At 60.4% G+C, this 19,145-nt stretch carries 37 protein-coding genes; 10 read left to right on the top strand and 27 right to left on the bottom strand.

The window, feature by feature from the left end; translation table 11 throughout:
- Positions 1 to 86 precede the first annotated feature (86 nt).
- The 27 genes from V5F77_RS05475 to V5F77_RS05345 form a co-directional block, all read right to left on the bottom strand.
- A complete protein-coding gene (locus V5F77_RS05475; protein ID WP_429004319.1) occupies positions 87 to 1,400 on the bottom strand; it encodes a hypothetical protein in 1,314 nt (437 codons plus the stop codon).
- A gap of 53 nt (positions 1,401 to 1,453) precedes the next feature.
- The gene (locus tag V5F77_RS05470) at positions 1,454 to 1,822 is read right to left on the bottom strand and encodes a DUF5406 family protein (RefSeq protein ID WP_429004318.1); all 369 of its coding nucleotides are present in this window, start codon (positions 1,820 to 1,822) and stop codon (positions 1,454 to 1,456) included.
- Between the two features lies 1 nt (position 1,823).
- Positions 1,824 to 2,042: a hypothetical protein gene (locus tag V5F77_RS05465; RefSeq protein WP_429004317.1), complete on the bottom strand. Its 219-nt coding sequence runs from the start codon at positions 2,040 to 2,042 to the stop codon at positions 1,824 to 1,826.
- Positions 2,039 to 2,398 carry a hypothetical protein gene (locus tag V5F77_RS05460; protein ID WP_429004316.1) on the bottom strand — a complete coding sequence of 120 codons (360 nt, stop codon included), beginning with the start codon at positions 2,396 to 2,398 and terminating at the stop codon, positions 2,039 to 2,041. The genes V5F77_RS05465 and V5F77_RS05460 overlap by 4 nt, the downstream gene beginning before the upstream one ends.
- The gene (locus V5F77_RS05455) at positions 2,398 to 2,793 is read right to left on the bottom strand and encodes an HNH endonuclease (RefSeq protein WP_429004315.1); all 396 of its coding nucleotides are present in this window, start codon (positions 2,791 to 2,793) and stop codon (positions 2,398 to 2,400) included. Before V5F77_RS05455 ends, V5F77_RS05460 begins: the two co-directional genes overlap by 1 nt.
- Positions 2,794 to 3,228 carry a hypothetical protein gene (locus V5F77_RS05450; RefSeq protein WP_429004314.1) on the bottom strand — a complete coding sequence of 145 codons (435 nt, stop codon included), beginning with the start codon at positions 3,226 to 3,228 and terminating at the stop codon, positions 2,794 to 2,796.
- Positions 3,229 to 3,372, bottom strand: coding sequence for a hypothetical protein (locus V5F77_RS05445; protein WP_429004313.1), 144 nt, complete (start codon positions 3,370 to 3,372; stop codon positions 3,229 to 3,231).
- Positions 3,369 to 4,022, bottom strand: a complete 654-nt coding sequence (locus tag V5F77_RS05440) for a hypothetical protein (RefSeq protein ID WP_429004312.1) — start codon at positions 4,020 to 4,022, stop codon at positions 3,369 to 3,371. Before V5F77_RS05440 ends, V5F77_RS05445 begins: the two co-directional genes overlap by 4 nt.
- Positions 4,022 to 4,432: a hypothetical protein gene (locus tag V5F77_RS05435; RefSeq protein ID WP_429004311.1), complete on the bottom strand. Its 411-nt coding sequence runs from the start codon at positions 4,430 to 4,432 to the stop codon at positions 4,022 to 4,024. The genes V5F77_RS05440 and V5F77_RS05435 overlap by 1 nt, the downstream gene beginning before the upstream one ends.
- The gene (locus V5F77_RS05430; RefSeq protein WP_429004310.1) at positions 4,429 to 4,902 is read right to left on the bottom strand and encodes a hypothetical protein; all 474 of its coding nucleotides are present in this window, start codon (positions 4,900 to 4,902) and stop codon (positions 4,429 to 4,431) included. The genes V5F77_RS05435 and V5F77_RS05430 overlap by 4 nt, the downstream gene beginning before the upstream one ends.
- Positions 4,899 to 5,408, bottom strand: coding sequence for a hypothetical protein (locus V5F77_RS05425; protein ID WP_429004309.1), 510 nt, complete (start codon positions 5,406 to 5,408; stop codon positions 4,899 to 4,901). The genes V5F77_RS05430 and V5F77_RS05425 overlap by 4 nt, the downstream gene beginning before the upstream one ends.
- A 4-nt stretch (positions 5,409 to 5,412) precedes the next feature.
- The gene (locus V5F77_RS05420; RefSeq protein ID WP_429004308.1) at positions 5,413 to 5,757 is read right to left on the bottom strand and encodes a hypothetical protein; all 345 of its coding nucleotides are present in this window, start codon (positions 5,755 to 5,757) and stop codon (positions 5,413 to 5,415) included.
- 335 nt (positions 5,758 to 6,092) lie between these two features.
- Entirely contained in the window at positions 6,093 to 6,722 is a 630-nt protein-coding gene (locus V5F77_RS05415; protein WP_429004307.1) for a lambda exonuclease family protein, read from the bottom strand.
- 8 nt (positions 6,723 to 6,730) lie between these two features.
- A complete protein-coding gene (locus V5F77_RS05410; protein WP_429004306.1) occupies positions 6,731 to 7,738 on the bottom strand; it encodes a hypothetical protein in 1,008 nt (335 codons plus the stop codon).
- Positions 7,738 to 8,589, bottom strand: coding sequence for an ERF family protein (locus tag V5F77_RS05405; protein WP_429004305.1), 852 nt, complete (start codon positions 8,587 to 8,589; stop codon positions 7,738 to 7,740). The genes V5F77_RS05410 and V5F77_RS05405 overlap by 1 nt, the downstream gene beginning before the upstream one ends.
- Entirely contained in the window at positions 8,582 to 8,740 is a 159-nt protein-coding gene (locus tag V5F77_RS05400) for a hypothetical protein (protein ID WP_429004304.1), read from the bottom strand. The genes V5F77_RS05405 and V5F77_RS05400 overlap by 8 nt, the downstream gene beginning before the upstream one ends.
- A 145-nt stretch (positions 8,741 to 8,885) precedes the next feature.
- The gene (locus V5F77_RS05395) at positions 8,886 to 9,242 is read right to left on the bottom strand and encodes a hypothetical protein (RefSeq protein ID WP_429004303.1); all 357 of its coding nucleotides are present in this window, start codon (positions 9,240 to 9,242) and stop codon (positions 8,886 to 8,888) included.
- A gap of 507 nt (positions 9,243 to 9,749) precedes the next feature.
- On the bottom strand, positions 9,750 to 11,000 hold the full coding sequence (locus tag V5F77_RS05390) for a DUF6745 domain-containing protein (protein WP_429004302.1): 1,251 nt from the start codon (positions 10,998 to 11,000) through the stop codon (positions 9,750 to 9,752).
- A gap of 2 nt (positions 11,001 to 11,002) precedes the next feature.
- On the bottom strand, positions 11,003 to 11,329 hold the full coding sequence (locus tag V5F77_RS05385) for a hypothetical protein (protein WP_429004301.1): 327 nt from the start codon (positions 11,327 to 11,329) through the stop codon (positions 11,003 to 11,005).
- Entirely contained in the window at positions 11,326 to 11,607 is a 282-nt protein-coding gene (locus V5F77_RS05380; protein ID WP_429004300.1) for a hypothetical protein, read from the bottom strand. The genes V5F77_RS05385 and V5F77_RS05380 overlap by 4 nt, the downstream gene beginning before the upstream one ends.
- Positions 11,607 to 11,741 carry a hypothetical protein gene (locus V5F77_RS05375; RefSeq protein ID WP_429004299.1) on the bottom strand — a complete coding sequence of 45 codons (135 nt, stop codon included), beginning with the start codon at positions 11,739 to 11,741 and terminating at the stop codon, positions 11,607 to 11,609. The genes V5F77_RS05380 and V5F77_RS05375 overlap by 1 nt, the downstream gene beginning before the upstream one ends.
- A 3-nt stretch (positions 11,742 to 11,744) precedes the next feature.
- Positions 11,745 to 12,017, bottom strand: coding sequence for a hypothetical protein (locus tag V5F77_RS05370; RefSeq protein WP_429004298.1), 273 nt, complete (start codon positions 12,015 to 12,017; stop codon positions 11,745 to 11,747).
- A gap of 1 nt (position 12,018) precedes the next feature.
- The gene (locus tag V5F77_RS05365) at positions 12,019 to 12,192 is read right to left on the bottom strand and encodes a hypothetical protein (RefSeq protein ID WP_429004297.1); all 174 of its coding nucleotides are present in this window, start codon (positions 12,190 to 12,192) and stop codon (positions 12,019 to 12,021) included.
- Positions 12,189 to 12,446 carry a hypothetical protein gene (locus V5F77_RS05360; protein ID WP_429004296.1) on the bottom strand — a complete coding sequence of 86 codons (258 nt, stop codon included), beginning with the start codon at positions 12,444 to 12,446 and terminating at the stop codon, positions 12,189 to 12,191. The genes V5F77_RS05365 and V5F77_RS05360 overlap by 4 nt, the downstream gene beginning before the upstream one ends.
- A 10-nt stretch (positions 12,447 to 12,456) precedes the next feature.
- Positions 12,457 to 12,696 carry a hypothetical protein gene (locus tag V5F77_RS05355; RefSeq protein WP_429004295.1) on the bottom strand — a complete coding sequence of 80 codons (240 nt, stop codon included), beginning with the start codon at positions 12,694 to 12,696 and terminating at the stop codon, positions 12,457 to 12,459.
- A 362-nt stretch (positions 12,697 to 13,058) separates the two neighbouring features.
- A complete protein-coding gene (locus tag V5F77_RS05350) occupies positions 13,059 to 13,316 on the bottom strand; it encodes a DUF1902 domain-containing protein (protein ID WP_429004294.1) in 258 nt (85 codons plus the stop codon).
- Positions 13,317 to 13,483: 167 nt separating this feature from the next.
- Positions 13,484 to 13,915, bottom strand: a complete 432-nt coding sequence (locus tag V5F77_RS05345) for a S24 family peptidase (protein ID WP_429004293.1) — start codon at positions 13,913 to 13,915, stop codon at positions 13,484 to 13,486.
- 280 nt (positions 13,916 to 14,195) lie between these two features.
- Here V5F77_RS05345 and V5F77_RS05340 point away from each other — a divergent pair, with 280 nt between their 5' ends.
- The 10 genes from V5F77_RS05340 to V5F77_RS05295 all read left to right on the top strand — a co-directional run bounded on the left by V5F77_RS05340 (position 14,196) and on the right by V5F77_RS05295 (position 19,069).
- Positions 14,196 to 14,432, top strand: coding sequence for a helix-turn-helix domain-containing protein (locus V5F77_RS05340; protein ID WP_429004292.1), 237 nt, complete (start codon positions 14,196 to 14,198; stop codon positions 14,430 to 14,432).
- Positions 14,429 to 14,620, top strand: a complete 192-nt coding sequence (locus V5F77_RS05335; RefSeq protein ID WP_429004291.1) for a hypothetical protein — start codon at positions 14,429 to 14,431, stop codon at positions 14,618 to 14,620. Before V5F77_RS05340 ends, V5F77_RS05335 begins: the two co-directional genes overlap by 4 nt.
- A 752-nt stretch (positions 14,621 to 15,372) precedes the next feature.
- Positions 15,373 to 15,747 carry a hypothetical protein gene (locus V5F77_RS05330; RefSeq protein ID WP_429004290.1) on the top strand — a complete coding sequence of 125 codons (375 nt, stop codon included), beginning with the start codon at positions 15,373 to 15,375 and terminating at the stop codon, positions 15,745 to 15,747.
- A gap of 51 nt (positions 15,748 to 15,798) precedes the next feature.
- Positions 15,799 to 16,872, top strand: coding sequence for a KilA-N domain-containing protein (locus tag V5F77_RS05325; RefSeq protein WP_429004289.1), 1,074 nt, complete (start codon positions 15,799 to 15,801; stop codon positions 16,870 to 16,872).
- 17 nt (positions 16,873 to 16,889) lie between these two features.
- Positions 16,890 to 17,180: a DUF2312 domain-containing protein gene (locus V5F77_RS05320; protein WP_429004288.1), complete on the top strand. Its 291-nt coding sequence runs from the start codon at positions 16,890 to 16,892 to the stop codon at positions 17,178 to 17,180.
- Positions 17,180 to 17,533, top strand: coding sequence for a putative PDDEXK endonuclease (locus tag V5F77_RS05315; protein WP_429004287.1), 354 nt, complete (start codon positions 17,180 to 17,182; stop codon positions 17,531 to 17,533). Before V5F77_RS05320 ends, V5F77_RS05315 begins: the two co-directional genes overlap by 1 nt.
- Positions 17,534 to 17,573: 40 nt before the next feature.
- Positions 17,574 to 17,807, top strand: coding sequence for a hypothetical protein (locus V5F77_RS05310; protein WP_429004286.1), 234 nt, complete (start codon positions 17,574 to 17,576; stop codon positions 17,805 to 17,807).
- On the top strand, positions 17,800 to 18,303 hold the full coding sequence (locus V5F77_RS05305) for a helix-turn-helix domain-containing protein (protein WP_429004285.1): 504 nt from the start codon (positions 17,800 to 17,802) through the stop codon (positions 18,301 to 18,303). The genes V5F77_RS05310 and V5F77_RS05305 overlap by 8 nt, the downstream gene beginning before the upstream one ends.
- Positions 18,300 to 18,485 carry a hypothetical protein gene (locus V5F77_RS05300; RefSeq protein ID WP_429004284.1) on the top strand — a complete coding sequence of 62 codons (186 nt, stop codon included), beginning with the start codon at positions 18,300 to 18,302 and terminating at the stop codon, positions 18,483 to 18,485. Before V5F77_RS05305 ends, V5F77_RS05300 begins: the two co-directional genes overlap by 4 nt.
- Entirely contained in the window at positions 18,482 to 19,069 is a 588-nt protein-coding gene (locus tag V5F77_RS05295; RefSeq protein WP_429004283.1) for a hypothetical protein, read from the top strand. The genes V5F77_RS05300 and V5F77_RS05295 overlap by 4 nt, the downstream gene beginning before the upstream one ends.
- Positions 19,070 to 19,145: the final 76 nt, after the last annotated feature.

The raw sequence follows: 19,145 nt of genomic DNA, 5'->3' as shown, positions 1-19,145 counted from the left end.
CGGTAGGCACCGAAAGCCCAAGGCCATACCCAGAAATCGAGCTTCAACCCAATCGAGCGACAATTTCGCCAATGCCATTCCACCTCCTATCCCTCCCCCTGTTTGAGAGCGGAAAGGGCGGCGCGGTTTTGTTCTTGGACATCTGCGATGTAGGCAAGCGTACCAACCTCGCCAATCCGCTCATGCGCCTGAGCAACCCGCGCCGGGTCGCAGCAATCCTCGGCATACGTGTTCAGCCAATCGTCCAGAGCAATCCTGCTTCGCTCTAGAGCCGCCTCAAGAACCGTTATGCGTAATTTAATGGCGGTACATTCTGCAGGGGCGGAATGACCCTCGCTCAGACCGAGGGCGGTGCGGGCAACCTCGCCGCAATCGGTCCAAAGTGCGCCCATGCCACCAGTGAATGGCGCGGGGTACTTACTCACGTCGGCGTAGAACCTTAATGCCGCCTCTAACTCCTTGATGCGGACTTCTGTGGCTTCCGCATTGACGCCCGCAGGGGCGAGATCAGGGGACATCACGTGTGCGAGGTGTAGCTTCTCGACTTCCTCCAGAGCGCTGAACCGATCAACAATGCGTTGGATCATCGCGTCAGGGGTCGAACATCCTTCGCCTTGGAAGGACGAGAAGCTATATTCTCCGTCGCCTCCGGTGAGGCGGTCAATCTCTTGCGCCGCGTCTTCGTACCCGTCTCGCTTGCCTAGTTCATAGGCTTCGTCGGGGTCGTCCTGATTGACGCCAGCAGGGGCGGGAGCGGGCTCGACCAGGGCGGAGCGGCGATAGAGCGGCTCAAGCTCACGAATATCTTCGGGCCGTACCCATTGGGCGGGAGGATTGCGCTCGGTCTTAACCTCCCACCCTCCCTGGCTATCGTGCATCATCTGACGCCACGTCCATGCGAGCGGCTTCACCGTACCGTCGTCGCAACTGCGGTTCAGATCGGATACCGCTTCTCTATAAAATGCTGCTGCCTCATCACGAATATTCCTCGGGATATCTGACGTCTTCGGACATTCCCCCACATGAGCGGGGATAGCGCGCGAAAGACCAGAGACCATGTTGTCAATCTGAGACAGCAGACCAAGTAGGTTGCCGGAAAGCGGAGCCCACTTAGTTTTATCGGGGTAGCATTTGGCGTGTATCGCCTTCGCAAGGCGCTCCGCATCCCGCAGCGCTTCTGCCTCTCTCCACACGGGAGGCGGCGAGAGGGCAGCGCTGGCCAGCATCACGTCCGCCGCGCGCACGATGTCGGCACGGCAGTCCGCAATCCATCCTGGCTCTCCGTGAGTGGAGTAGTCCTCGCCATAATGGTTAACGGCGCAGCCCTCGGCGTTCTGGAGCAGAATCTTGGCTGATGTGATCAGCCGGCTGAACGCCTCTCGCTCTGCATTCTCATTCATGGCCGGTCTCCGTGATGTCGAAAAATGTCAGAATGAATACTGTCGTGGCCGGCCTAACCTGGGTCATAAGCCCGCTCGCCATCAGGCAGAGGCGCGGCACCATTCATGGCCCTGACTTCGTTGAGCGTTGGCGGTTCCCATTCGATAATGCTGGCGCTCACCACCATGCGCTTAACCCAATCCTCGCCGCGATTGTCATCATCGCTACAGTCGAGTGTATCGCCTGCATCGTTTGTGAGGGTGACCTCGCCGTCGAGTTCATCGGATAATGTGCAAATTGCGGCCTCGATAACAACGAACCCACAACAGTTCCCGCCGACGCTCACGGTTCTTTCAATTTTGTATCCCCACGCCATTAGTGTGATGGAAACACGTTGCTTGCCCCACCTGATATTAGGGCTGTATTTCTCTATGTGGCCCATGCTAGTCGGTCTCCGTAGTATCCAGGGTCACCAGTACGCGGCGGATGCGGTAGCCTTCCTTCTTCGCCACCTCCCAGCCGGCACGCGGGTTTTCATTATTCCAATGACGCCCGATTTTTTCTCGCGCCTCGGTCGCCGTCGATGACACGCCCCACATCGAAATAAACGTGGCGCCCCTTGTGGTGCTCCTTACCGGCGCGAAGGCTTTGACAGGGTTCATTGCGGCGGCTCCGTGATGTCTGGTGCGTTGCGTGCGGCCTTCTTCACCTTGGGCTTGGTTACCTTGTATCCGTGCTCTCGCAGCATCCAGGCGGCCATTTCCAGGGCGTCCGGCGGCGGTGGGTTCCCAAGGTCTCCCAGCCGATACCCGATGTTGTGGCCGATGGCCGTGATCTGCCATGTGTCGGCATGGGCCTGAGAAACGATGTATCCGGAGCCGAAACGCCGCTCGTGCGTCTGACAGCGTGAGCCCGATGCGGAAATCATGGCCTCGGCTATCCGCTCGCCCAAGTGTCCACTTCGTCCGATTTCATGTGTATGGTCGTTGTAAATGACCGCGACAGTATTATAGCCCATTATCGCCTCGTGATCGGTTCGCCCGTGCGCCTATCCACAACAGTTCCGTCAATTTTCTTCTTGACGTTGCTGTCTTTGCTCGCGGAAAATCGAGACGGTCTTTTGATCCCGAGATGCTTGGAGCGCACTCGCGCGGTGCGGGATTTCTCCGCAACATCGGCCTTTGTTTTACCTTTGTGACACCAGTCGCAAACGAGACGGAGATTTGCCTCCCGGTTCTCGCCTCCGTTGATGATTGCCACGACGTGATCCGCCTGCCATGCATCCGCCGGCCCAAGCTTCCGGGTGCAGACAGTGCAACAGCCGCCGGCTCGTTCGAAGACACGGACACGGACACGCGGCGGGATGGCGCTGTCTGCGCTGGCGCCGATCCACTCGTCTGTGCTGCGGGCCATCTATGCGGCCCTCCGGACACGGGTCCCGCGGCAGAAATCGCCGAATGTCAAATCAGGGCAGCAATCGCATACCTCTAGATATTCCTGATATTTGGCCTTCGCCGCGGTAGGCGCGGCGGATATCCAGGTGTGGCCGTCGAAGGATACTTCCCATTTCTTGTGCTGGTGCGGAAGCGTTTTGAGATAGGCGGCTAGCGCGGCGCGTCCGGCGTCGGTGACGCGAAACGAAGACATCTCGGTCCCGCCGCGATGCACCTCTTCCCAATACGGAGAGGCCGCGAATGCTTTGGCGCCGACACCTCCCACCACAAAGTGGTTTCGATACGTATCGCCCATCGGGTCAACCGGGCGTCCAAGTGCGTGATCAATGTGATCCATCGCCTCGTCTTCGAGATACCTGTTGACGCTCGGATTGGTGCGGTGCCCACGGGCCATCTATGCTGCCTCCCGTTCGGCGCGCAGTTCGGCCCGGCGCTGCTCATAGGCATCGACAATTTCAGCGATGTGCCGGCCGAGTCCGCATGGCCATCCGAAGGAATAAATGACTGCGCTGGCCAAGATGGCGTCGATAAAGGTCATGCGGCCTCCTCAAGGGTGGCCGGCAAGGCGTCGATGTTCCCGAGACGCGGGATAAATGAGATTGCGCAGACCCATGGGTTATCGTCCCAGGAGCCAGGACCGTTGATGGTGTTCCAGAGGCTTCTGAAAAGGTCGCGGCCTTCTCCGGGGATGCTTCTGCCGCCGTCCGCTTCGCCGCAGTTCCGCACGCCTTCGGCCCAAGCGTCTTCCTCGCTGATGTCCTGCAACCTCTGCACCCTAACATCTGTCGCGTATAGAGTGATGCGGGAAGCCCAGCGGGGCATGAACATGCCGGCGCGACACTGCGCGACGGGCCATAGTCGATCGTGAGACATATAATGGATCGGAGCCGAACGCGGCAGATCACGCGGCGACGTCGTGTCGTATAGTGCTGTGGTCTTCCACTCCTCGCGCACCCACAGGCGGTCACCAGCACCGATGTTGATCCTGGCTGCGCAAAGCATGTCTTCCCTCGCAAAACCGAACCATCCCCGCAATTCAAGGTCTTCGGCGGCTTCACTGGCGATATCTTCCAGCACATTTCCGGCGGGAAGGACCGGCCGTGTTTGTGTCTTGCCCGTGCCGGGACATTCGATCTCGCGCAGTATTGCCTTGACCATCTGCGCCTTGAAAGGGATTGCCCTATCCATCACTTCTCTCCTTTGGGAGGAGAGGGGAGGGGCATCCAGCGGGTGGGCGAAACAACTCCTTCGGTATGCCCTTTGTATTCGCCCCATTCGTAAAAGTTGTCATCTCCTTCGATGAGGGTGACGCTGTCATCGTCATAACAAACTAAGATCGCCTCGAAGTTTGGCGCCGTCTCGATAGGCTGCCACGCCATTACCTCTGCAATGGCGGCGTCTGCGGCTTCTTCGATGCCGAAAAGGTAGTGGTTGATCGGGGGCGGTGCTGCATCCGCGCGGACCTGCTGCCGGATCGCAGTTGCCACCCTCTCTCTAAGGGTGCGGGAGGCCGGGCCTGGGGGAGACCCAGCCTCCCTATCGCCGGCCCCGATGGGGAGCGTGTTGGCCGGCGAATTGGTGTTGGTGTCGTTGCTCATGCGGCATTCCTCAGCCAGAATTGATAATAGCTTTCGAGACGCTTCCATTCGCGGGCGCTATCTGTGGTGCCGCCGATGTCGGCGCGGGAGTTGACGCCGCAGTATTTGCGGACGTATTCAGCAGCGCTATTCGCGTGGTTGAAGACGGCGTATTTCTCGCCTAAGAAATTGCGGAACGCCTCTTCCTCACACCGTATGGCGGCCTGCTGCGGCAACGGCAGGTCTTCCCACCGCTTGCGGGGTTTCTCTGCGTCGGACGGCTTCTCTGCCACCGGGGCGGAAGCCGGCGCGTTCAGATCCAGCCGCGCAATCGCTACCCAGGTCTCCGTCGCGCCCAATGGCATGCCGAACGCGGCGACGAACGCTTCCGCCTGTTCAAGTGGTATTTCGCAGATGATCTGCGCGACCTTCCGCCCCTTGACGATCTTGAGGTCGGAATAGGTGGCCTGGATTGCGGCGGGGGAGCTCATGACGAAGGCACCTCCGCTCCGTCGCGCGTCATGTTCTCAGCGGCGCACCTCCCGTGCGGCCATTCAGGGCCCTTGAAGCACTGGCCAAGGCCGGCATACGCGCCACATCGATCGCAATAGGACGGGTCGGCAGAAGGGCGAGTGTCGTCTGCCTTCACACGGCGCATCGGCATCTTAACGAAGCCTGCATTCTGCGCCTCGAACGGAATGCCCTCGCCGCCGATTTCTTCCGACCCCGGCTTGATGAATCCGAACACTTTCAGGCCGATTTGCTTGATGCAGTGGCCCCGGTAACTCACCTCCATCACACCACTCCGGTATTCTCCGTCATCGTCGGTGGTGTAGGTCGTGAAGATGACCGGCTGGCCCGGAGAGAAGGTGTTCCGCCGCTCTTTGCAGATGAACTTGACGGTCGTGATGCCGAGGCCGCGAAGTGCCGCGCGCTTGTCTTTCTGTCGCTCGCAGGCGCCGTCAAAGGCACAGCCATTGCACGTGAGTGTTTTCATGGTCTCACTCTCCCTGCTTACGGGAGGAGGAGAGGGCTGCGTCAATTTCGGGGAACAACCGCTTTATGCCGGCTGGAACGAACCCCTGTTCCTTAAGATGAAATTCTGCAAACCCAGCCCCGATTGTGGATAGACGTTTCGCTATTTCGCGAAGCTCGGACACTTCCGTTACCAGACCTTGGACAATATCGGCGCGGACGTACTCGGTTGGCTCTCTGTCGTTATCATCGACAGGCCAAACCTTGTCTTCGCACCAGAGCCGCCCTTCGCCGGCCGCTTTCGCATCTTCCGCGTTCTGTAGCCAGATGCGGGGATGATCGGCCGCCGCGCTCGTCGTCGCGCTGCTCATGTCTGAGACTCCGTGGTGCTGGAGAGGGCAGCCTCAATCATCTTGAGAACCCCGTCCGTGTTCCGATGGTCTGAGATGACGACAAACGGGCGAGCGGCTTTCAGAGCGTCCCGCAGCCGGTCGCGTTCTGCTTCTGCCTCTGATGTGTGCCGCGGATACTTCTGCCGATTCCGACCACTGCTGAAGGATAGCGATCTTCTTATCGGCGGCTTCCGTCGCCATCCGCCACGTTTCCCGCAGCCCAATGGCAATCGCCTGAATTCCGGCTGTCGATCCGAGGTCGCAGACAGGGATGCTATGTGCCAAGGCGCGCGCCTGGTCTTCGAAGGCGTCGCTCATGCTGCGGCCTTCCCATCGCCATAGCGGCGGATCTGTTCCACCACCTCGGCAAGTTCTTCGTTGAACTGCGCAACGGCGCGCGCGAGGCCTGCGATATAGACTTCGTCACGGACGGCCCGAACGATCAGGGGGGGCAGCTTCGGCCAATAGGTGACAAGGTCGATCCATTCCCGCTCTGCCACCCACAGGCCACCCTGGCATTGGGCCTTATGCTCGGGGGAGAACTCGCCGGATAACAGCTTATCAATCAGGAGATGCGGCGCGGCCGTCTTGATCTCCAGAAGTCCGTCAGAGCCCACGAGGCTGTCAGGGCTGTAACCCTTCTGCCCATTGACGATGAAGCCGACCTGCACCGGTTCCACGTCCTTGATGAACGCGTAGGCGCTGCGGGCTTCGTCTTCCATGACGTGGCCACGTTCCATGGCGCCGTTCGTGAACCGCTCCATTGGCTCGCCCGTCAGGATTTCTCCAGCGAGCTTGAACATGTAAGTTCTGCGCGTCTTGCTCTCGCCGCCGCCGCGACCAGACGCCATGACCGTAGAAAATTCAGAGGCCGTTGGGATGCCAGCGCGGGCGCGGAACCATTCATCAGTCCCCTGAACGCAATCGATGATCTGCATGGTCATGACGGGCCTCAGTAGGCAATCGAGATGGCGGGGACGGCGCGCAGGATGATCAACTTCAAGACCTCCTTCGCGATGTCCTCTGGAATGCCGCCGACAACGAGCGCTTCCAGGGCTGCGCGGTTGATCTTGGCGCGGTGCGCCTTGTTCGCTTCGCGCCGCTTGGTATCGGCCTCTTCTGCGATGCGCGCGGCCTCCTGTTCTTGGCGCGCCTTCTCGGCTGCCTGGGCAGCGCGAAGTTCCGCGTCTTCTGCCGCCCGCTTCAGGGCCAATTCGCGTGCCGCCGCAGATTCCCGTTCTTGCCGGGCATCGTCTTCGGCCTTCTGCTTTTCGGCGGCGGCCTTTGCCTCGGCATCTCGGGTTGCCTTTTCCGCCGCGTCGCGGGCGATTTGCTCTTCGCGATCCTTCTTGGCCCGCTCTTCGGCAGCAGCACGCAGGGCGGCAAGCTCTGCCTGTTCGGCGTCGTAGCGTTCGCGCGCGGCAATGCCGGTAGTCAGGGCCGCGGCGGCGGCTTCCTTGGCTTTGGCATAGGCTGCTTCATATTCTTCGCACTCGGGTCCGACAGCCACGGCTTCGACTTCAGCGAGCGCGCTGCGCAATTGCTCGGCTGGGATCTGCAAATGAGCGATGCCGGAAAGCTGTTCAATGCGCGCAATAGCGCCCTTGTGACGGTCAACGCGAGCCTCTTCTGCCTCCTCCCACTCCGTGACCGGCTTGCGCACTTCGTCGGACCATTTGTCCAGCGTGTCGCGAACCAGCTTGCGCGTGGCGTCGATTTTCTTGGGGATTTCCTTCTGATCGTCCGCGAGCTGTTTCCCGATAGCCTCCAGGCGGTTCTTCACCTTTGTGACCTTGTGGGCCATCGACTTGATTTCGGCGCGGCCCTTGGCCGTCGTCATGTCGCCGGAAAACCCATCGATTTCCTCCCGCACCTTGGCGAGGAAGGGTTCGATTGCCTTGGACGTGGTGAAAACGACGAGGGCGCTCGTCGGTTCAATGGTGATGAGTTCGAGGTCCATCACGATGCCTTTCGCTTAGCATCAAGCATGGTGACCGCTCGGCTGAAGTCCGCCGCCGGCATTTCGATCAGGGCGCCGATCTTGAAGTGAGCGCAGAACTTGCGAATATCGGCTTTGGTGTCATCGATCAGGGCGCGTAGACTGTCCAATTGCCCGGCCGATATAGTCGCCGCTCCGACTGCCGACTGCCCATCATCGTCGCGGTCCTCTCGCGCTCTGCTCTGGAAGTTCGTCAGCGCGCGTGCCGTATACCGCTGGCCATAGCTGATGGTGCTGCCGACAGCCTGGACGCTGTTCTTGCTCCCGGTGCTGTCGTGCATCAGGGTGATTGAGGTGTCTTCCTGGTGGCCGTCCCGGTGACTCAGAACGCAGGTTACAATCTGCTTTCCATCCGGCGCAGCGCTGAGGCGGAAGGAGAGGCCGAAGCCGTACCGGAATAGGACGGGCTGGATCGCCTCGTTGATGTCTTCCCATCGGGCATATTTGGTCTCTTGGATCACCCGCTCTCCACCCTTTTCCTTGATGACGATGCGGCCGTTTTGGTCGATCATCGGCAATTCGTTCTGCATCAGGGGGAGGGCGGCTAGGTACGCTTGCCGGGCCTCGTCGGCTCGGATCTGGCGATACATCGCCATCAGGCGTTCGACCTTGTCGGCGTCGATTGCTGGGTTGGCCGCCGCCTGCATGATGGCGCCGAGGATCGAGCCGGCATCAGACTTCGGTGATGCGGCACGTCGTTGCGCGACGGCGCGAGATGCCGTCCGCACTGCTGGCACCGCGCCCCGGTCATAGCGCGCCGTATGCGCCAAGTCGAGTTGGTCAATTTCGTCGAGATATGCTGCCTCAGCCACGGTTCCGCTCCTTGTTCTTGAGAATCTCTATCCGGAGCGCGATCAATCGTGCCGCAGATGTCTGTTGCGCATGGATCTCAGCCATGATCGCCTGTTGCTGGATGTGGCGGCCGATGATCTCTTCCGCGCGGTGGAAGTCGCGGTCAGTCATCGCCCATCTCCGGTGTCCAGTGCGGGACATCCCTATGGGCATCGTCCAGTGGGTCGCGCTCCCGTTTCCTACGGAACAGGGGAGAGAGGACCAAGTAGGCGCACGCGGCGCCTATGCAGATGAGGATAAGGTCGCCGGTCATGGGTTAGTCCGCGACGCGGCGGGCGAGTTCGGCGTATGGGTCATATTCGCGATCCGTTCGGAACATGATCGTATCGCCTGGCTCGAAAGCATGCGGCGCGTGCGTGTCGTGACCGCGCAGGTGCTCCAGGGTGCCGGCGCTGTCGAGAACCGCATAGAGGATGCGCATGCCCTCCGGAGCGGTGTCCGCCTCGAAAACCTGCGCCCGCTCGGCAACAAGCACGTGGTCATGGTGCGTCTCGGACTGGCCAATGATCCAGTGTCCGCGCTCCTTCTTCATAGGCTTCACGCCAGAAGGGATCGCATCAATGCGATAGATGCGCACTTCGCCCTGGGCTCCAAGAGTTTCCAAGATTTTCATTTCATGCTCCTATTTCATCATCTGATGGCGTGTTCGACGGTTAAGAACTTGCATTCTCTGTGTGGCCCACCGACAGTTTCCGGGCTCGTAGTTCCCATCATTGTCGATGCGGTCAATTGATAGGTTTGAGGCGTACCCATGAGACAATGCCCATGCTCGGAAGACTTCGAAATCTTCCCATTCGGCGCAGACTGATATTCCTCTGCCCCCGTAGTACTCGTATCTGCTGGCGCGAGGGTTCTGTGTCCTATCTCGCATTGCCTGCCATATTCTATAAATCCGAGAGTTCGACCCTCCGTGAGTTGAGCGCGTCGCAGGCATCTGGCGTCGCCAGCACCCACAGCTCTGAACAAACCCACGCTTCAGATCCGCGCCCCTGGCGCGCTTTGACGATCCGCACGAGCACTCGCAGACCCATGTAATTGCTCCTCTCTCATCGGGACCGCCGCACGAAACAACTGCAAGACGGCCGAACTTCTGGCCCGTCAGGTCAAGGCGGCGCACCTGTTACGTCCTCACTGAGGGAAACTGGAATTCAGAGACAGGCAGGCCCGTGAGCCACGCCTGACCGGCAACGACGGTGTCGATTTCAAGGGGGACGCAGACCGCAAATTCGCGGGCCGTACCGCATCGGGCGCGGATGAACCGGCTGCGCCGGTCAAGGTCGGGAAGCTGAACCTCGACCAAGGTTCCGCATTCGGGATCCGGGTGCTCATCGATCACGTGAGCATCAAGATCGCGCAGAACCTTATTCCACCCGATTATGTCGATAGCCGCTCGCCGCAACTCAAGGTTCTCTTGCTTGAGCGCGACCTGGGCGGTGAGCTTGTTCCTCTGCTCAATCCACTCGGCCGGGATGCGCGTGCCATGCCAGTGGTAGAGGGACCATCCGTCCCGCCATTTGTGGCTCGGTCCGTCCTCACAGTGCGGTCGGCGCTGATCGTCGATCCGGATGAATTCTGGGAAGTCGCTGACGATGCAAAATTCGGGATGCATGACGCGAAACCCGCCCTCGATCGCCGCCTGCTCCCAGCTCGCATAAGCCGCATGCTCGGGAAGCTGAAGGCCGATGATGTCTCGCATGGCGGTCAGATAACTGTCGTAGGACGCCCACATATTCCCGCCCTGGTAGACGTTCCCCCACCGGGCTGCGCACATGAGGCCTAATTCCCCCGCCAGTTCGAAGCACGCCCGCGCGGCGTCTTTTTCGGCGCTGCGGGTCGCGCTGCGGGTCGCGCTGCGGGTCGCGCTGTCGGTCGCGCTGCGGGTCGCGCTGCGGGTCGCGCTGTCGGTCGCGCTGTCGGTCGCGCTGCCGGTCGCGCTGTAGGTCGCGCTGTCGGTCGCGCTGCGGGTCGCGCTGCGGGTCGCGCTGCGGGTCGCGCTGTCGGTCGCGCTGCGGGTCGCGCTGTCGGTCGCGCTGCGGGTCGCGCTGAGGGTCGCGCTGCGGGTCGCGCTGAGGGTCGCGCTGCGGGTCGCGCTGAGGGTCGCGCTGCGCTGCCCACGATTGTGCCAAATCGCGGCCGATGCGCCGTAGGCGAAGGCCATCACGAGCGGAGAAGATACAATGACGATGCGCGGCTCCTTGAGTCCAGCCGCCGCATAAAGTCCCTTGATCGCGGGGACGATCTTTTCGGGTTCAATCGGGTCGGTGCGGAATGCGCGCTTGATCCACATATCAGTGTGGGCGCGCATCTTCTCAAGTTCTTCCGGGGTAACGCCGCCGGTAGCTTTTGTGGGAGTGCGGATAATCTTGGCCATGGCTATTCCGCAGCCTCCAAGAGGGGCAGGGCATGGGTCTTGGCAGGGGCGCGCATGAGGCCCGCTATCGGCAGAACTATGTCTCGCCCCGTCGTCGTCCGGGTCCAGGCTAGGTCGCCGGAAATCGCGACGACTGCTCCTTCCATGACGCCGTCGATTACGATGTCTCCGACCTCGATCTTATAGCGCACGGCCGACGTTGCTTCGGGCGGGATGCTAAAATCGGCATAATATCCGTCGCCGGACAAAAACACGTACGCGTCTCCATCCCTGCAATCCATCTTTACCGTGGCGGTCAGGGACACCACGTCTCCCTTGCGGTATTTCATGCTGCCCTCATTCCGTTACTTGTTGTATAGGTGCCGTGTTCGCGGCGCGGGTTTTCTGCGGGCGAGTCATCTTCGACGCGGCTCGCTTCTGCTTCCAGAGCGTCGCCGATTTCTTCGGAAAAGACCGCGTTCATCAGGTGGATTGCAGAGAGCACGGCGTTGTATTGCTCGGTCGGGAGGCAGGATGCCTTCGCGGTCGCCAGGAGCGCGGCGCGGCTTTCCCGCCACTGGTAGGCGAGCGCGGTGCGGGCCTCGGTGATTTCAGAGGCGGCGGTCATCACACGGTCTCCCAGTATTCAGCCCGCAGCCAATCGATCTCGATCCGAAAGCGGCGGCCAAGGGCTCGCCCATTGTTGCGAGCTGCGCGGAACTTCTTTGAGCGCCGGCTGATCTGGTGGATGATCTCGTGCATGACTTAACCCTCCGTCTTTTCGGTTTCAGAGATAGCGGCACGACCAGCGTCGGTGATGCGGTAAAAGCCACGGGCGCCGCGCTCGACAAGTCCGTTCTTGATCAATGTCAGGAGTCGAGAGGACGCCCATTCCGTTTCGAAGAAATGGTCGCAGCTTTCTGCGATCCACACTGCGGTGGCCCATCCTTCATCTTTCCCGTCGCCGGGCCGCCCGTATCGCCTTCTATCCGTCAGATCGGTGAGGATCGCGCGCTGCCCTTCGTTCAGCTTTGCCACCTCACGCCTCCCGTGCTGTGGAGTCGGTGACAGAGGCGCTGATCACCATGGCGAGCAAGAACCACCATCCGGAGTGCCCAAGCCAGAACACGGCATAGGCACAGACGCCATAGATGACGAGATTGAATGCCAAACTCATGAGCGAGATTATTAGGAGCGTTGCATTTGTGCTCATGCGACTTCTCCCTTGGCCTTGGAGAGAGCTGCGTGGATGGCCGAAATTCTTCGGCTTGCCCGGGCGGCAGCCTCGTACATATCCGGGCATTGAGGAGAGTTGGACCAGTTGGCGCGGATCTCCGCGATGAGCGCTGCGCTGTCTTCGCGCGTGATGCGGACGATGGCGGCATGATCGAACGGGTTAGGCTCGGTCATCTCCATGGAGCGGTTGCCGAGGATGCGGCGAATGTGGGTGGGCTGTTCGATGGCCATGTGTCCCTCCTCAGGCCGCGACCGGGAGCGCGTCCCGGCTGGTGGTGCGGGTCGCAAGTTCCTTGTTGAGCCACCAACGCTCCACCTTCATCAGGGCGATGCTGGCGCCGCGCATCCGGCCGTGCTCGGAGGTGGCAGAGTTCTTCGCGCTCGCATGCACCTTGGAGAGGCTGGCGATCTGGCTCTTGATCTCCCGGAGGCGGGCTCTGATCTCGGTGGTGGTGGCCGTCTCGGCCTGGTCTCTGGTCATCTGCGATCCCCATCGCTCGTTCGATGACCCAATAATACACATGCGTATGAGGATTGGAAGAGGAAAAATACGCAAACGTATAAAAATGTTCGATCGTCAGGAGCGCCGTGCCGATCAGTGGCCTTACGGGCACAAAAAAGCCCGCCGGATAGGGCGGGCTCGTCCTGCTGGTCAGTCTTCCGCGCCAATCCGTATCATGAGCTTCATCAGGAAGTCGGATCGTTCGATCTCGCTTAAACCCTCTGGGTCCGGGATCACGTGCGGTTGCCGGTCGCGATCCTGATACAGAGTAGCGCCATCATAAGACGCCTTCACTGGAATTAGGCCAAGAAGCTTAAGTTTGGCCCGATATTCGTCGCACGTCACGCAGCGATCGCGTTGATCGTGAAGTGTGGGGACATGAAGGGCTCGCTATTCGGCCGGCGAACAATCTCGACGGACTCGACGATGTTGCCCTTAAATTCCAATATGTCCCTGACCGCGATCGGCAGACGCCGCTCCAGATCGTCGAAGGTGCGAGCATGCACATAGAGGCCCGGCATATCGTCGCTCGTAGCCAGAATTAGCCCAGTCTCTCTATGTGTTTGAATGTCAACGGTAATTACCTTCTCCATATCCATTGTCCAATCTCCCCCGGTCCCCTGTCGTTGTAGCTATACAATGCATATGGGGTGACAAATTGACAACACCGTCAATCGTCGCAGCGTTCCGCTCTAGGACACGTTTCGCATCAAAACGTTTCCTGACGATTGCGTCGGCGGCAGTCAGCACGCTCTCGTGATCGGGACTAAGCCTTCTCGACCCAACGGACCTTAGCCGCCCATTCTAGGAGCATGTCGATCATCGGCGGAGCATTGTAGCTCCATAGAGTCCAGCAATCGTCCTCAGACCCGCGAACGACGGTCTTGATGAATGTGCGTCCGTCAGTGAGCCGAACGACGCACTCTTTGTTGATGTAGCGAGCGATGTCGCCGCCAGTCGCCAGCTCGTCGTAAATGATGTGGTCGCCTTCCCGGTAGGCTGGCAGCATGCTTTCGCCTCGGACACGGACAGCGACGGCATGCGTGGACGCGCCAGGTGGCGCTTCGATCTCGTCTAGGCCACCGCCCTTTTCGTGATCGTCTAAGCCGAAAACTTCCGCCCCGGCTCCGACATACCCAACAACTTGGATCAGGCGCCCGATAGGTCGGTTCCGGGAGCTAATTTCCGCTACATCCATGCTATCGATCTCGCCATTCGAGACCTCAACAAGGAGACGGCGGATCGCGTCCCGCTTAACGCCCCTGGGGTCGCTACCGCTCATCCAGCGGGAAACGGTCGCCTGAGTGGTTCCGAGACGCTCCGCTAGCCCGTCTTGGTTCCATCCGGTTCGGTCCATTATCGTCTGAAGTGTCTTCGGCACATTCATCCTCGCGCTATACGCCAAGGCGCCGTGAATCGTCCAATACGCTTACGCATATTTCGCTTGCATTGGCTGATACGCATGCGTATATGGATGTATGAGTGCATTGCTTCATATCAGGACTGAGCTTTTCAAAATCTCGCAAGCCGAGATGGCGCGCATTGCTGAGACAACGCAGGCGACCGTTTCCCGCTGGGAGAATGGCCGCTCGTCTCCGGATCTGACGCACTTGGAGCGTATCCGCGCTGCGGCGCAAGAGCGAGGCGTCAAGCTGAAGGACGCCATCTTCTTCGCCGCCCCTCGTGCACGTGCACGTGAGGAGGGCGCAGAATGAGCGACCTGCTCTCAACGATCCTCACGGTTTTCGCGGCCGGCTCTGCGATCTTCATCGGGTCTGCGTTAGCGGCCTTCGGTCTGCGCTTCGGCGAGTCTGTTGGGCGGCGCGTCTTCGGCCCGTCCATCGTGATCCGTGTCGTCCGCGACGATACCTACTTCCGCAGATACGAAGGGGATGTGTCATGAGCCCCCGCGCCGCTGTCTGCACGCTCGAAGACCTCGCGCGCCTGGATGGATCCGAGATTATCGAGGGCTATCGAGACGGAGCGGGGGGTTACCCTGAGCCCGGAGACAATCGCTCCACGTCTTACTGGCACGGGTGGCGCAATGGCGCGGTTGATGGGGGCCATCGGGAGAAAGACGAAGATCAAGCGGAACTTGCTCGTCTTTTTGTCGAGCGTTCGAAGGCGACGCGCTCATGAGCATCCTCGCCCGCGATCAACTCCTATCCGATCTTGCAGGCCCGCCGCCTAAGCCTGCGCCCAGGCCACGGCGCCTCGTGCAGCCTCCAAAGACCTTCACGCTCGCAAATATCATGCAGCACAGGCATGCCGGCATCTTCGTTGGCGCCGTCTACGTGCTTGCGACCGCGCTCTATATTTACGCATTTCAAGGGGGTTAGGCATGTCCGTAGCTCCCGTTCCAAATCGCAGCGGTGATGCCGACGCTTCGTGCCGGTCGACCCGTTTCACAGCCGGCGTCAGCGGCGGTGCGATCCGCTGGCAACCTCAATTCGTCCATCAGCTTTGCCGTAAGGGCGCCGATGGATCGCCAACCCCCGGCGCGGATTTCCTCCCCCGCGCCAACTTCCCCGGCCTTCGGGCTGGGGCCTTTATTCGCACGCACCGCGTCTGTTCCTGCAAGTTCAGCCGTGGTGCGTGTCTTCGTAAGCATTCGTCGTCTCCAACTCCAGTAGCCCAAAGCTATCGGAGGCAGAGATGCCGTTTTCCCAAAATCCTTGTGGTTTTTCCCAAAATCCTTGTGAGCGCGAAATGAACGCGTCGTCAGTTTCCATGGAGATGAGCTCTGGCCTTCGGCGTTTGGCCGAGCCGGTCAGTGCTGGTGAGAGCGTAAAAGCGTTGATTTGCAAGGTCTCGCGCAAGACCGGCTTTGGTTACAGCCGGGCGTTTGATCTTTGGTACGGGCGCGGGCGAGTCCGCGCAGAAGAGCTTGATCGGGTGCGGGGCCTGATGCGTGCTCACGAAGAGGCACTGATCAATGGGGAAATGGCGGAATTACGGGCACGCCTTGCGCGCCTTGAGGAACGGGCTGCCCTGGCCTGTCCGCAAATGGGGGATGCGCCGGGCGAATAAGTGCGCCGGCAGGTGGATGGATTTGAGTGCTTGGCTCGGTAGGAGGGATTGATGTCGAAAGATGTTCTCACCAAAATCCGAAACAACGACGTGTACAAGTCGCTTCATCGCGTGCTCTTGGAATTTGGTGTGGAGCGGCACGAGGTCGAAGATCGTCGACCGCACCCGTGTCTTCGCTTTGAATTCGCGGGCAAAGACCGCAAGGTTATGTTCGCGGGCACGCCTAGCAGCCGGCGCTCTCCGGTAATCTCAGCGACCAAGCTGCGACGCGATCTGCGGGCCTGGACTGCCGAGGCGGCGGTCCCCGTTGCCGAGCCCGCGCCTATCGTTCCGGATGATATCGGGCACATCGCCATGCCTCGCCCCGCTGCCCTGGCCTACCAGGGGCGCGCGATCCAGGCGGATAATGACCGCCTGTGTCTGACGGATATGTGGCGAGCGGCCGGCTCCGACATGTCCAAACGTCCGGTGGAATGGCTCCGCTCCAAAGCGGCGCGTGACTTCATCGAACACCTCGAAACAATGGTGGGAAATTCCCACCTTTTGCAGGTCGACCAGGGGCGGGGCGGGGCAACGTTCGCGCACTGGCAGGTTGGCCTTGCCTACGCGAAGTACCTCAGCCCCGAATTCCATGTCTGGTGCAACACGGTCGTGCGCTCGCACATGGAAGGAAAGCCGGCTCCCGCACCCGACAGCGAGATGCTGCAGCGGATGAACGGCATGATCAAGATGCTCGCCCGCAAGGTCACGGAGATCGAGCGCGCCGTCCCGCTGCTGATCGGTCGCGAAGTAGAGCAGGCGATTGCCTCGGATCCGCGCCGGGCCGTGCTGGATTATGTGTCTGTGCGCGAACTGCTCGACGATGCCAAGGCGATCCAGAAAGGTCGGCGCGGCGTCAATGTTAAGATCGGGTTCGAGCTGCGCAGCCGTGCCGCTGTATCCAACCCTCCCACTTCGCTGCGGCGCTGCCCACATTCAAACGTGTGGCTGTTTCCTCGCGATTTTGCCGCCGCCTACATGGATAGCCGGGGCTATGCCCTGGTGAGCGGGCATAACGCCGTCGCCTGTGGGCAGGGCGTGATTGATTTTGGCGCCGCCCGCCGCGCCACCCGCAACCCCTCATAACCAAACGAGATTTTCAAATGTTCGACGATACCGCACGCCACCCGTCTGTCTCCGATTCCTCCGAAGCTCCTGCGGGGTTCGCCAAGGAGCAACTGAAATCGTTCATCGAACGCGTTGAGCGGCTCGAAGAGGAAAAGAAGGCCATCGCGGATGACATTTCCGACATCTTCGCGGAGGCCAAGGCCAACGGCTTCGACGTGAAAGCCCTGAAGGCAATCCTCAAGATCCGCAAGGAAGACGTGGATGATCGCAAAGAGCACGAAGCTATCGTCGACCTCTATGCCCATGCCCTCGGCATCATTCTGTGATGGGCAAGAAATCCCGAGACAAAGGCGCCCGTATCGAGCGCGCCATCGTCAAGATACTCCAAGATCATGGGCTGTGTGCGGAACGCGTCCCACTCTCCGGTCAAGGCGCCATCGCCCGCGCGTCGGATCGCTTCGGTGGCGACGTGCATGTCCCTGTCCTTGGGCAAGATGAGCGCATTGAAGTCAAAGCGAGATCGTCAGGTTTCGCGATGATCTACGGGTGGCTTGAAGGCAATTACGGCCTCGTCATCAAGGCGGATCGCAAAGACCCGCTGATTGTTCTCCGGCTTTCTGATGCAGCGCGAGTGCTGGAATGTGCCGAGCACGCGAAGGCTCAACAGATCGTCGGCTAGACGCAAGCGTCGGCAAGCATTTAGACAGGAAAAATAGCTCATGAGCAAGATGTCAAAGCAGACGCGTGAGCGCCGGGACGGTGCCCGCAAGGCTATGGTCAACCTCCGTCGCCGCGAAAAGGCAGGGAAGGTGCTCGCAGAAACGGGGCAGGCGACAAAGATCGTCTTCTTTCCTCAGCTCGGGATGTTTTCGCCTCCTGCGCGGTCTGTTGACTCTGAAACGCGCGCCCTGATCGACCAAGCCGTGAAGATGCGGGAGGCGAGTTATGCTTGAGGTTGTCAATGGAGATGAGTTGCGGCGGCAATATACGGCTCATCTTGAGCGTCGGCAAAAGTTTTGGCCCGCGACCGCGCGCCTCCAAGGCCGAAAAGCTGCATCCGCCGCGCCTCAAGCGGAACAGCCGCCTGCCGACTGCACTGCCCCGCTCACAGGCCCAGCGCCCCGCGACTGGATGGTTCTTTACCACCCTGGAAAGGCGCCGCAGATCGAGGTTATCATATCGGCTGCGGCCGCGTATTTCCGTGTTCCGGCTCGGGAAATCGTATCGGAGGCCCGCAACGGTCATCTCATGGCCCCCCGTCAGATCGCGATGTACCTGGCGAGGGAAATGACCCTGAAATCGTACCCGGTGATTGGCAAATCATTCGGCGGACGCGACCACACAACAATACTGCACGCCTTTCGCAAAATCGGACGGCTGATCGAGACGTGTCCCGAAGTTGCAGCCCAGGTGGCTGCGGTCAGGGAAGTTGTGGGGTGGAGGCCATGAGCGACAAAGCCCACGACATGGAACAAGAGGCGAGCGCTATCCTGGAGTTGCATCGGCAAGCCAAGGGGAACCGCGCGCTTAAGGGTACGGCGGAACTATTGGAGACGCGGGTTGTCTCTGGCGCCAATCGTCTTGGCGATGCGGCGGCGAAGATCCGCTCCAGTGTGAGGGGTGGATCATGAGCGGCATTGCCTCCCGTGAGAAGAGCCACTCTCTTGCCGACCGCAAGGACGATTTCTATGCCACGCCTCCCGAGGCAGTGCGCGGGTTTCTCGCTGCGGAAAGTGAGTTCCTTCCACGCCGGCTATGGGAGCCTGCATGTGGTGACGGGGCAATCGTGCTGCCTTTGCGCGCGGCTGGATATGATGTCCAAGCATCCGACCTCGTCGACCGCGGATGCCCAGATAGCGCGAGCCGGGAAGATTTCCTGATGCCGTTCGCGGTGCCCATGGATATCGGCGGAATCGTGACAAACCCGCCGTTCAAGCTGGCGGCTGAGTTCGTCGATCGTTCTTTGACCATTGCGCCCTATGTGGCGATGCTGTTGCGGCTGTCGTTTCTGGAGAGCGCCACCCGCAAGGATTGGTTTCAGGCCGGGCCACTGGCGCGCGTGCATATTTCCAGCCGCCGCATGCCGATGATGCACCGAGACGGTTGGGAGGGCCCGCAGGCGAGTTCTGCGATTGCCTTTGCCTGGTTTGTTTGGGACCGCAGACACATAGGCCGCCCTGAACTGCACTGGTTCGACTGGAGAGCGGCCGCATGACGATGCACATCCTCACAGGGACAAGTGTCACCACTGTTCTGAACATCCATAGGAGAGGGCATTCCCGTTCGGAGGC

The organism is Roseixanthobacter psychrophilus (genome assembly GCF_043195195.1).
Lineage (GTDB): Bacteria > Pseudomonadota > Alphaproteobacteria > Rhizobiales > Xanthobacteraceae > NCEH01.
This window is presented reverse-complemented; position numbering and strand designations above follow the sequence as displayed.

Excerpts from the sequence above, each read along its gene's own strand:
- V5F77_RS05420 (WP_429004308.1), bottom strand. The coding sequence starts at position 5,757 with ATGAGCAGCGCGACGACGAGCGCGGCGGCCGATCATCCCCGCATCTGG.
- V5F77_RS05375 (WP_429004299.1), bottom strand. The coding sequence starts at position 11,741 with ATGCACGAGATCATCCACCAGATCAGCCGGCGCTCAAAGAAGTTCCGC.
- V5F77_RS05410 (WP_429004306.1), bottom strand. The coding sequence starts at position 7,738 with ATGGACCTCGAACTCATCACCATTGAACCGACGAGCGCCCTCGTCGTT.
- V5F77_RS05425 (WP_429004309.1), bottom strand. The coding sequence starts at position 5,408 with ATGAAAACACTCACGTGCAATGGCTGTGCCTTTGACGGCGCCTGCGAG.
- V5F77_RS05360 (WP_429004296.1), bottom strand. The coding sequence starts at position 12,446 with ATGGCCATCGAACAGCCCACCCACATTCGCCGCATCCTCGGCAACCGC.
- V5F77_RS05470 (WP_429004318.1), bottom strand. The coding sequence starts at position 1,822 with ATGGGCCACATAGAGAAATACAGCCCTAATATCAGGTGGGGCAAGCAA.
- V5F77_RS05325 (WP_429004289.1), top strand. The coding sequence starts at position 15,799 with ATGTCGAAAGATGTTCTCACCAAAATCCGAAACAACGACGTGTACAAG.
- V5F77_RS05305 (WP_429004285.1), top strand. The coding sequence starts at position 17,800 with ATGCTTGAGGTTGTCAATGGAGATGAGTTGCGGCGGCAATATACGGCT.
- V5F77_RS05380 (WP_429004300.1), bottom strand. The coding sequence starts at position 11,607 with ATGACCGCCGCCTCTGAAATCACCGAGGCCCGCACCGCGCTCGCCTAC.
- V5F77_RS05345 (WP_429004293.1), bottom strand. The coding sequence starts at position 13,915 with ATGGATGTAGCGGAAATTAGCTCCCGGAACCGACCTATCGGGCGCCTG.
- V5F77_RS05385 (WP_429004301.1), bottom strand. The coding sequence starts at position 11,329 with ATGAAATACCGCAAGGGAGACGTGGTGTCCCTGACCGCCACGGTAAAG.
- V5F77_RS05395 (WP_429004303.1), bottom strand. The coding sequence starts at position 9,242 with ATGAAAATCTTGGAAACTCTTGGAGCCCAGGGCGAAGTGCGCATCTAT.
- V5F77_RS05445 (WP_429004313.1), bottom strand. The coding sequence starts at position 3,372 with ATGACCTTTATCGACGCCATCTTGGCCAGCGCAGTCATTTATTCCTTC.
- V5F77_RS05355 (WP_429004295.1), bottom strand. The coding sequence starts at position 12,696 with ATGACCAGAGACCAGGCCGAGACGGCCACCACCACCGAGATCAGAGCC.
- V5F77_RS05475 (WP_429004319.1), bottom strand. The coding sequence starts at position 1,400 with ATGAATGAGAATGCAGAGCGAGAGGCGTTCAGCCGGCTGATCACATCA.
- V5F77_RS05310 (WP_429004286.1), top strand. The coding sequence starts at position 17,574 with ATGAGCAAGATGTCAAAGCAGACGCGTGAGCGCCGGGACGGTGCCCGC.
- V5F77_RS05430 (WP_429004310.1), bottom strand. The coding sequence starts at position 4,902 with ATGAGCTCCCCCGCCGCAATCCAGGCCACCTATTCCGACCTCAAGATC.
- V5F77_RS05415 (WP_429004307.1), bottom strand. The coding sequence starts at position 6,722 with ATGACCATGCAGATCATCGATTGCGTTCAGGGGACTGATGAATGGTTC.
- V5F77_RS05320 (WP_429004288.1), top strand. The coding sequence starts at position 16,890 with ATGTTCGACGATACCGCACGCCACCCGTCTGTCTCCGATTCCTCCGAA.
- V5F77_RS05450 (WP_429004314.1), bottom strand. The coding sequence starts at position 3,228 with ATGGCCCGTGGGCACCGCACCAATCCGAGCGTCAACAGGTATCTCGAA.
- V5F77_RS05365 (WP_429004297.1), bottom strand. The coding sequence starts at position 12,192 with ATGAGCACAAATGCAACGCTCCTAATAATCTCGCTCATGAGTTTGGCA.
- V5F77_RS05455 (WP_429004315.1), bottom strand. The coding sequence starts at position 2,793 with ATGGCCCGCAGCACAGACGAGTGGATCGGCGCCAGCGCAGACAGCGCC.
- V5F77_RS05315 (WP_429004287.1), top strand. The coding sequence starts at position 17,180 with ATGGGCAAGAAATCCCGAGACAAAGGCGCCCGTATCGAGCGCGCCATC.
- V5F77_RS05440 (WP_429004312.1), bottom strand. The coding sequence starts at position 4,022 with ATGGATAGGGCAATCCCTTTCAAGGCGCAGATGGTCAAGGCAATACTG.
- V5F77_RS05390 (WP_429004302.1), bottom strand. The coding sequence starts at position 11,000 with ATGGCCAAGATTATCCGCACTCCCACAAAAGCTACCGGCGGCGTTACC.
- V5F77_RS05335 (WP_429004291.1), top strand. The coding sequence starts at position 14,429 with ATGAGCGACCTGCTCTCAACGATCCTCACGGTTTTCGCGGCCGGCTCT.
- V5F77_RS05300 (WP_429004284.1), top strand. The coding sequence starts at position 18,300 with ATGAGCGACAAAGCCCACGACATGGAACAAGAGGCGAGCGCTATCCTG.
- V5F77_RS05435 (WP_429004311.1), bottom strand. The coding sequence starts at position 4,432 with ATGAGCAACGACACCAACACCAATTCGCCGGCCAACACGCTCCCCATC.
- V5F77_RS05400 (WP_429004304.1), bottom strand. The coding sequence starts at position 8,740 with ATGACTGACCGCGACTTCCACCGCGCGGAAGAGATCATCGGCCGCCAC.
- V5F77_RS05340 (WP_429004292.1), top strand. The coding sequence starts at position 14,196 with ATGAGTGCATTGCTTCATATCAGGACTGAGCTTTTCAAAATCTCGCAA.
- V5F77_RS05350 (WP_429004294.1), bottom strand. The coding sequence starts at position 13,316 with ATGGATATGGAGAAGGTAATTACCGTTGACATTCAAACACATAGAGAG.
- V5F77_RS05295 (WP_429004283.1), top strand. The coding sequence starts at position 18,482 with ATGAGCGGCATTGCCTCCCGTGAGAAGAGCCACTCTCTTGCCGACCGC.
- V5F77_RS05330 (WP_429004290.1), top strand. The coding sequence starts at position 15,373 with ATGCCGTTTTCCCAAAATCCTTGTGGTTTTTCCCAAAATCCTTGTGAG.
- V5F77_RS05460 (WP_429004316.1), bottom strand. The coding sequence starts at position 2,398 with ATGGGCTATAATACTGTCGCGGTCATTTACAACGACCATACACATGAA.
- V5F77_RS05465 (WP_429004317.1), bottom strand. The coding sequence starts at position 2,042 with ATGAACCCTGTCAAAGCCTTCGCGCCGGTAAGGAGCACCACAAGGGGC.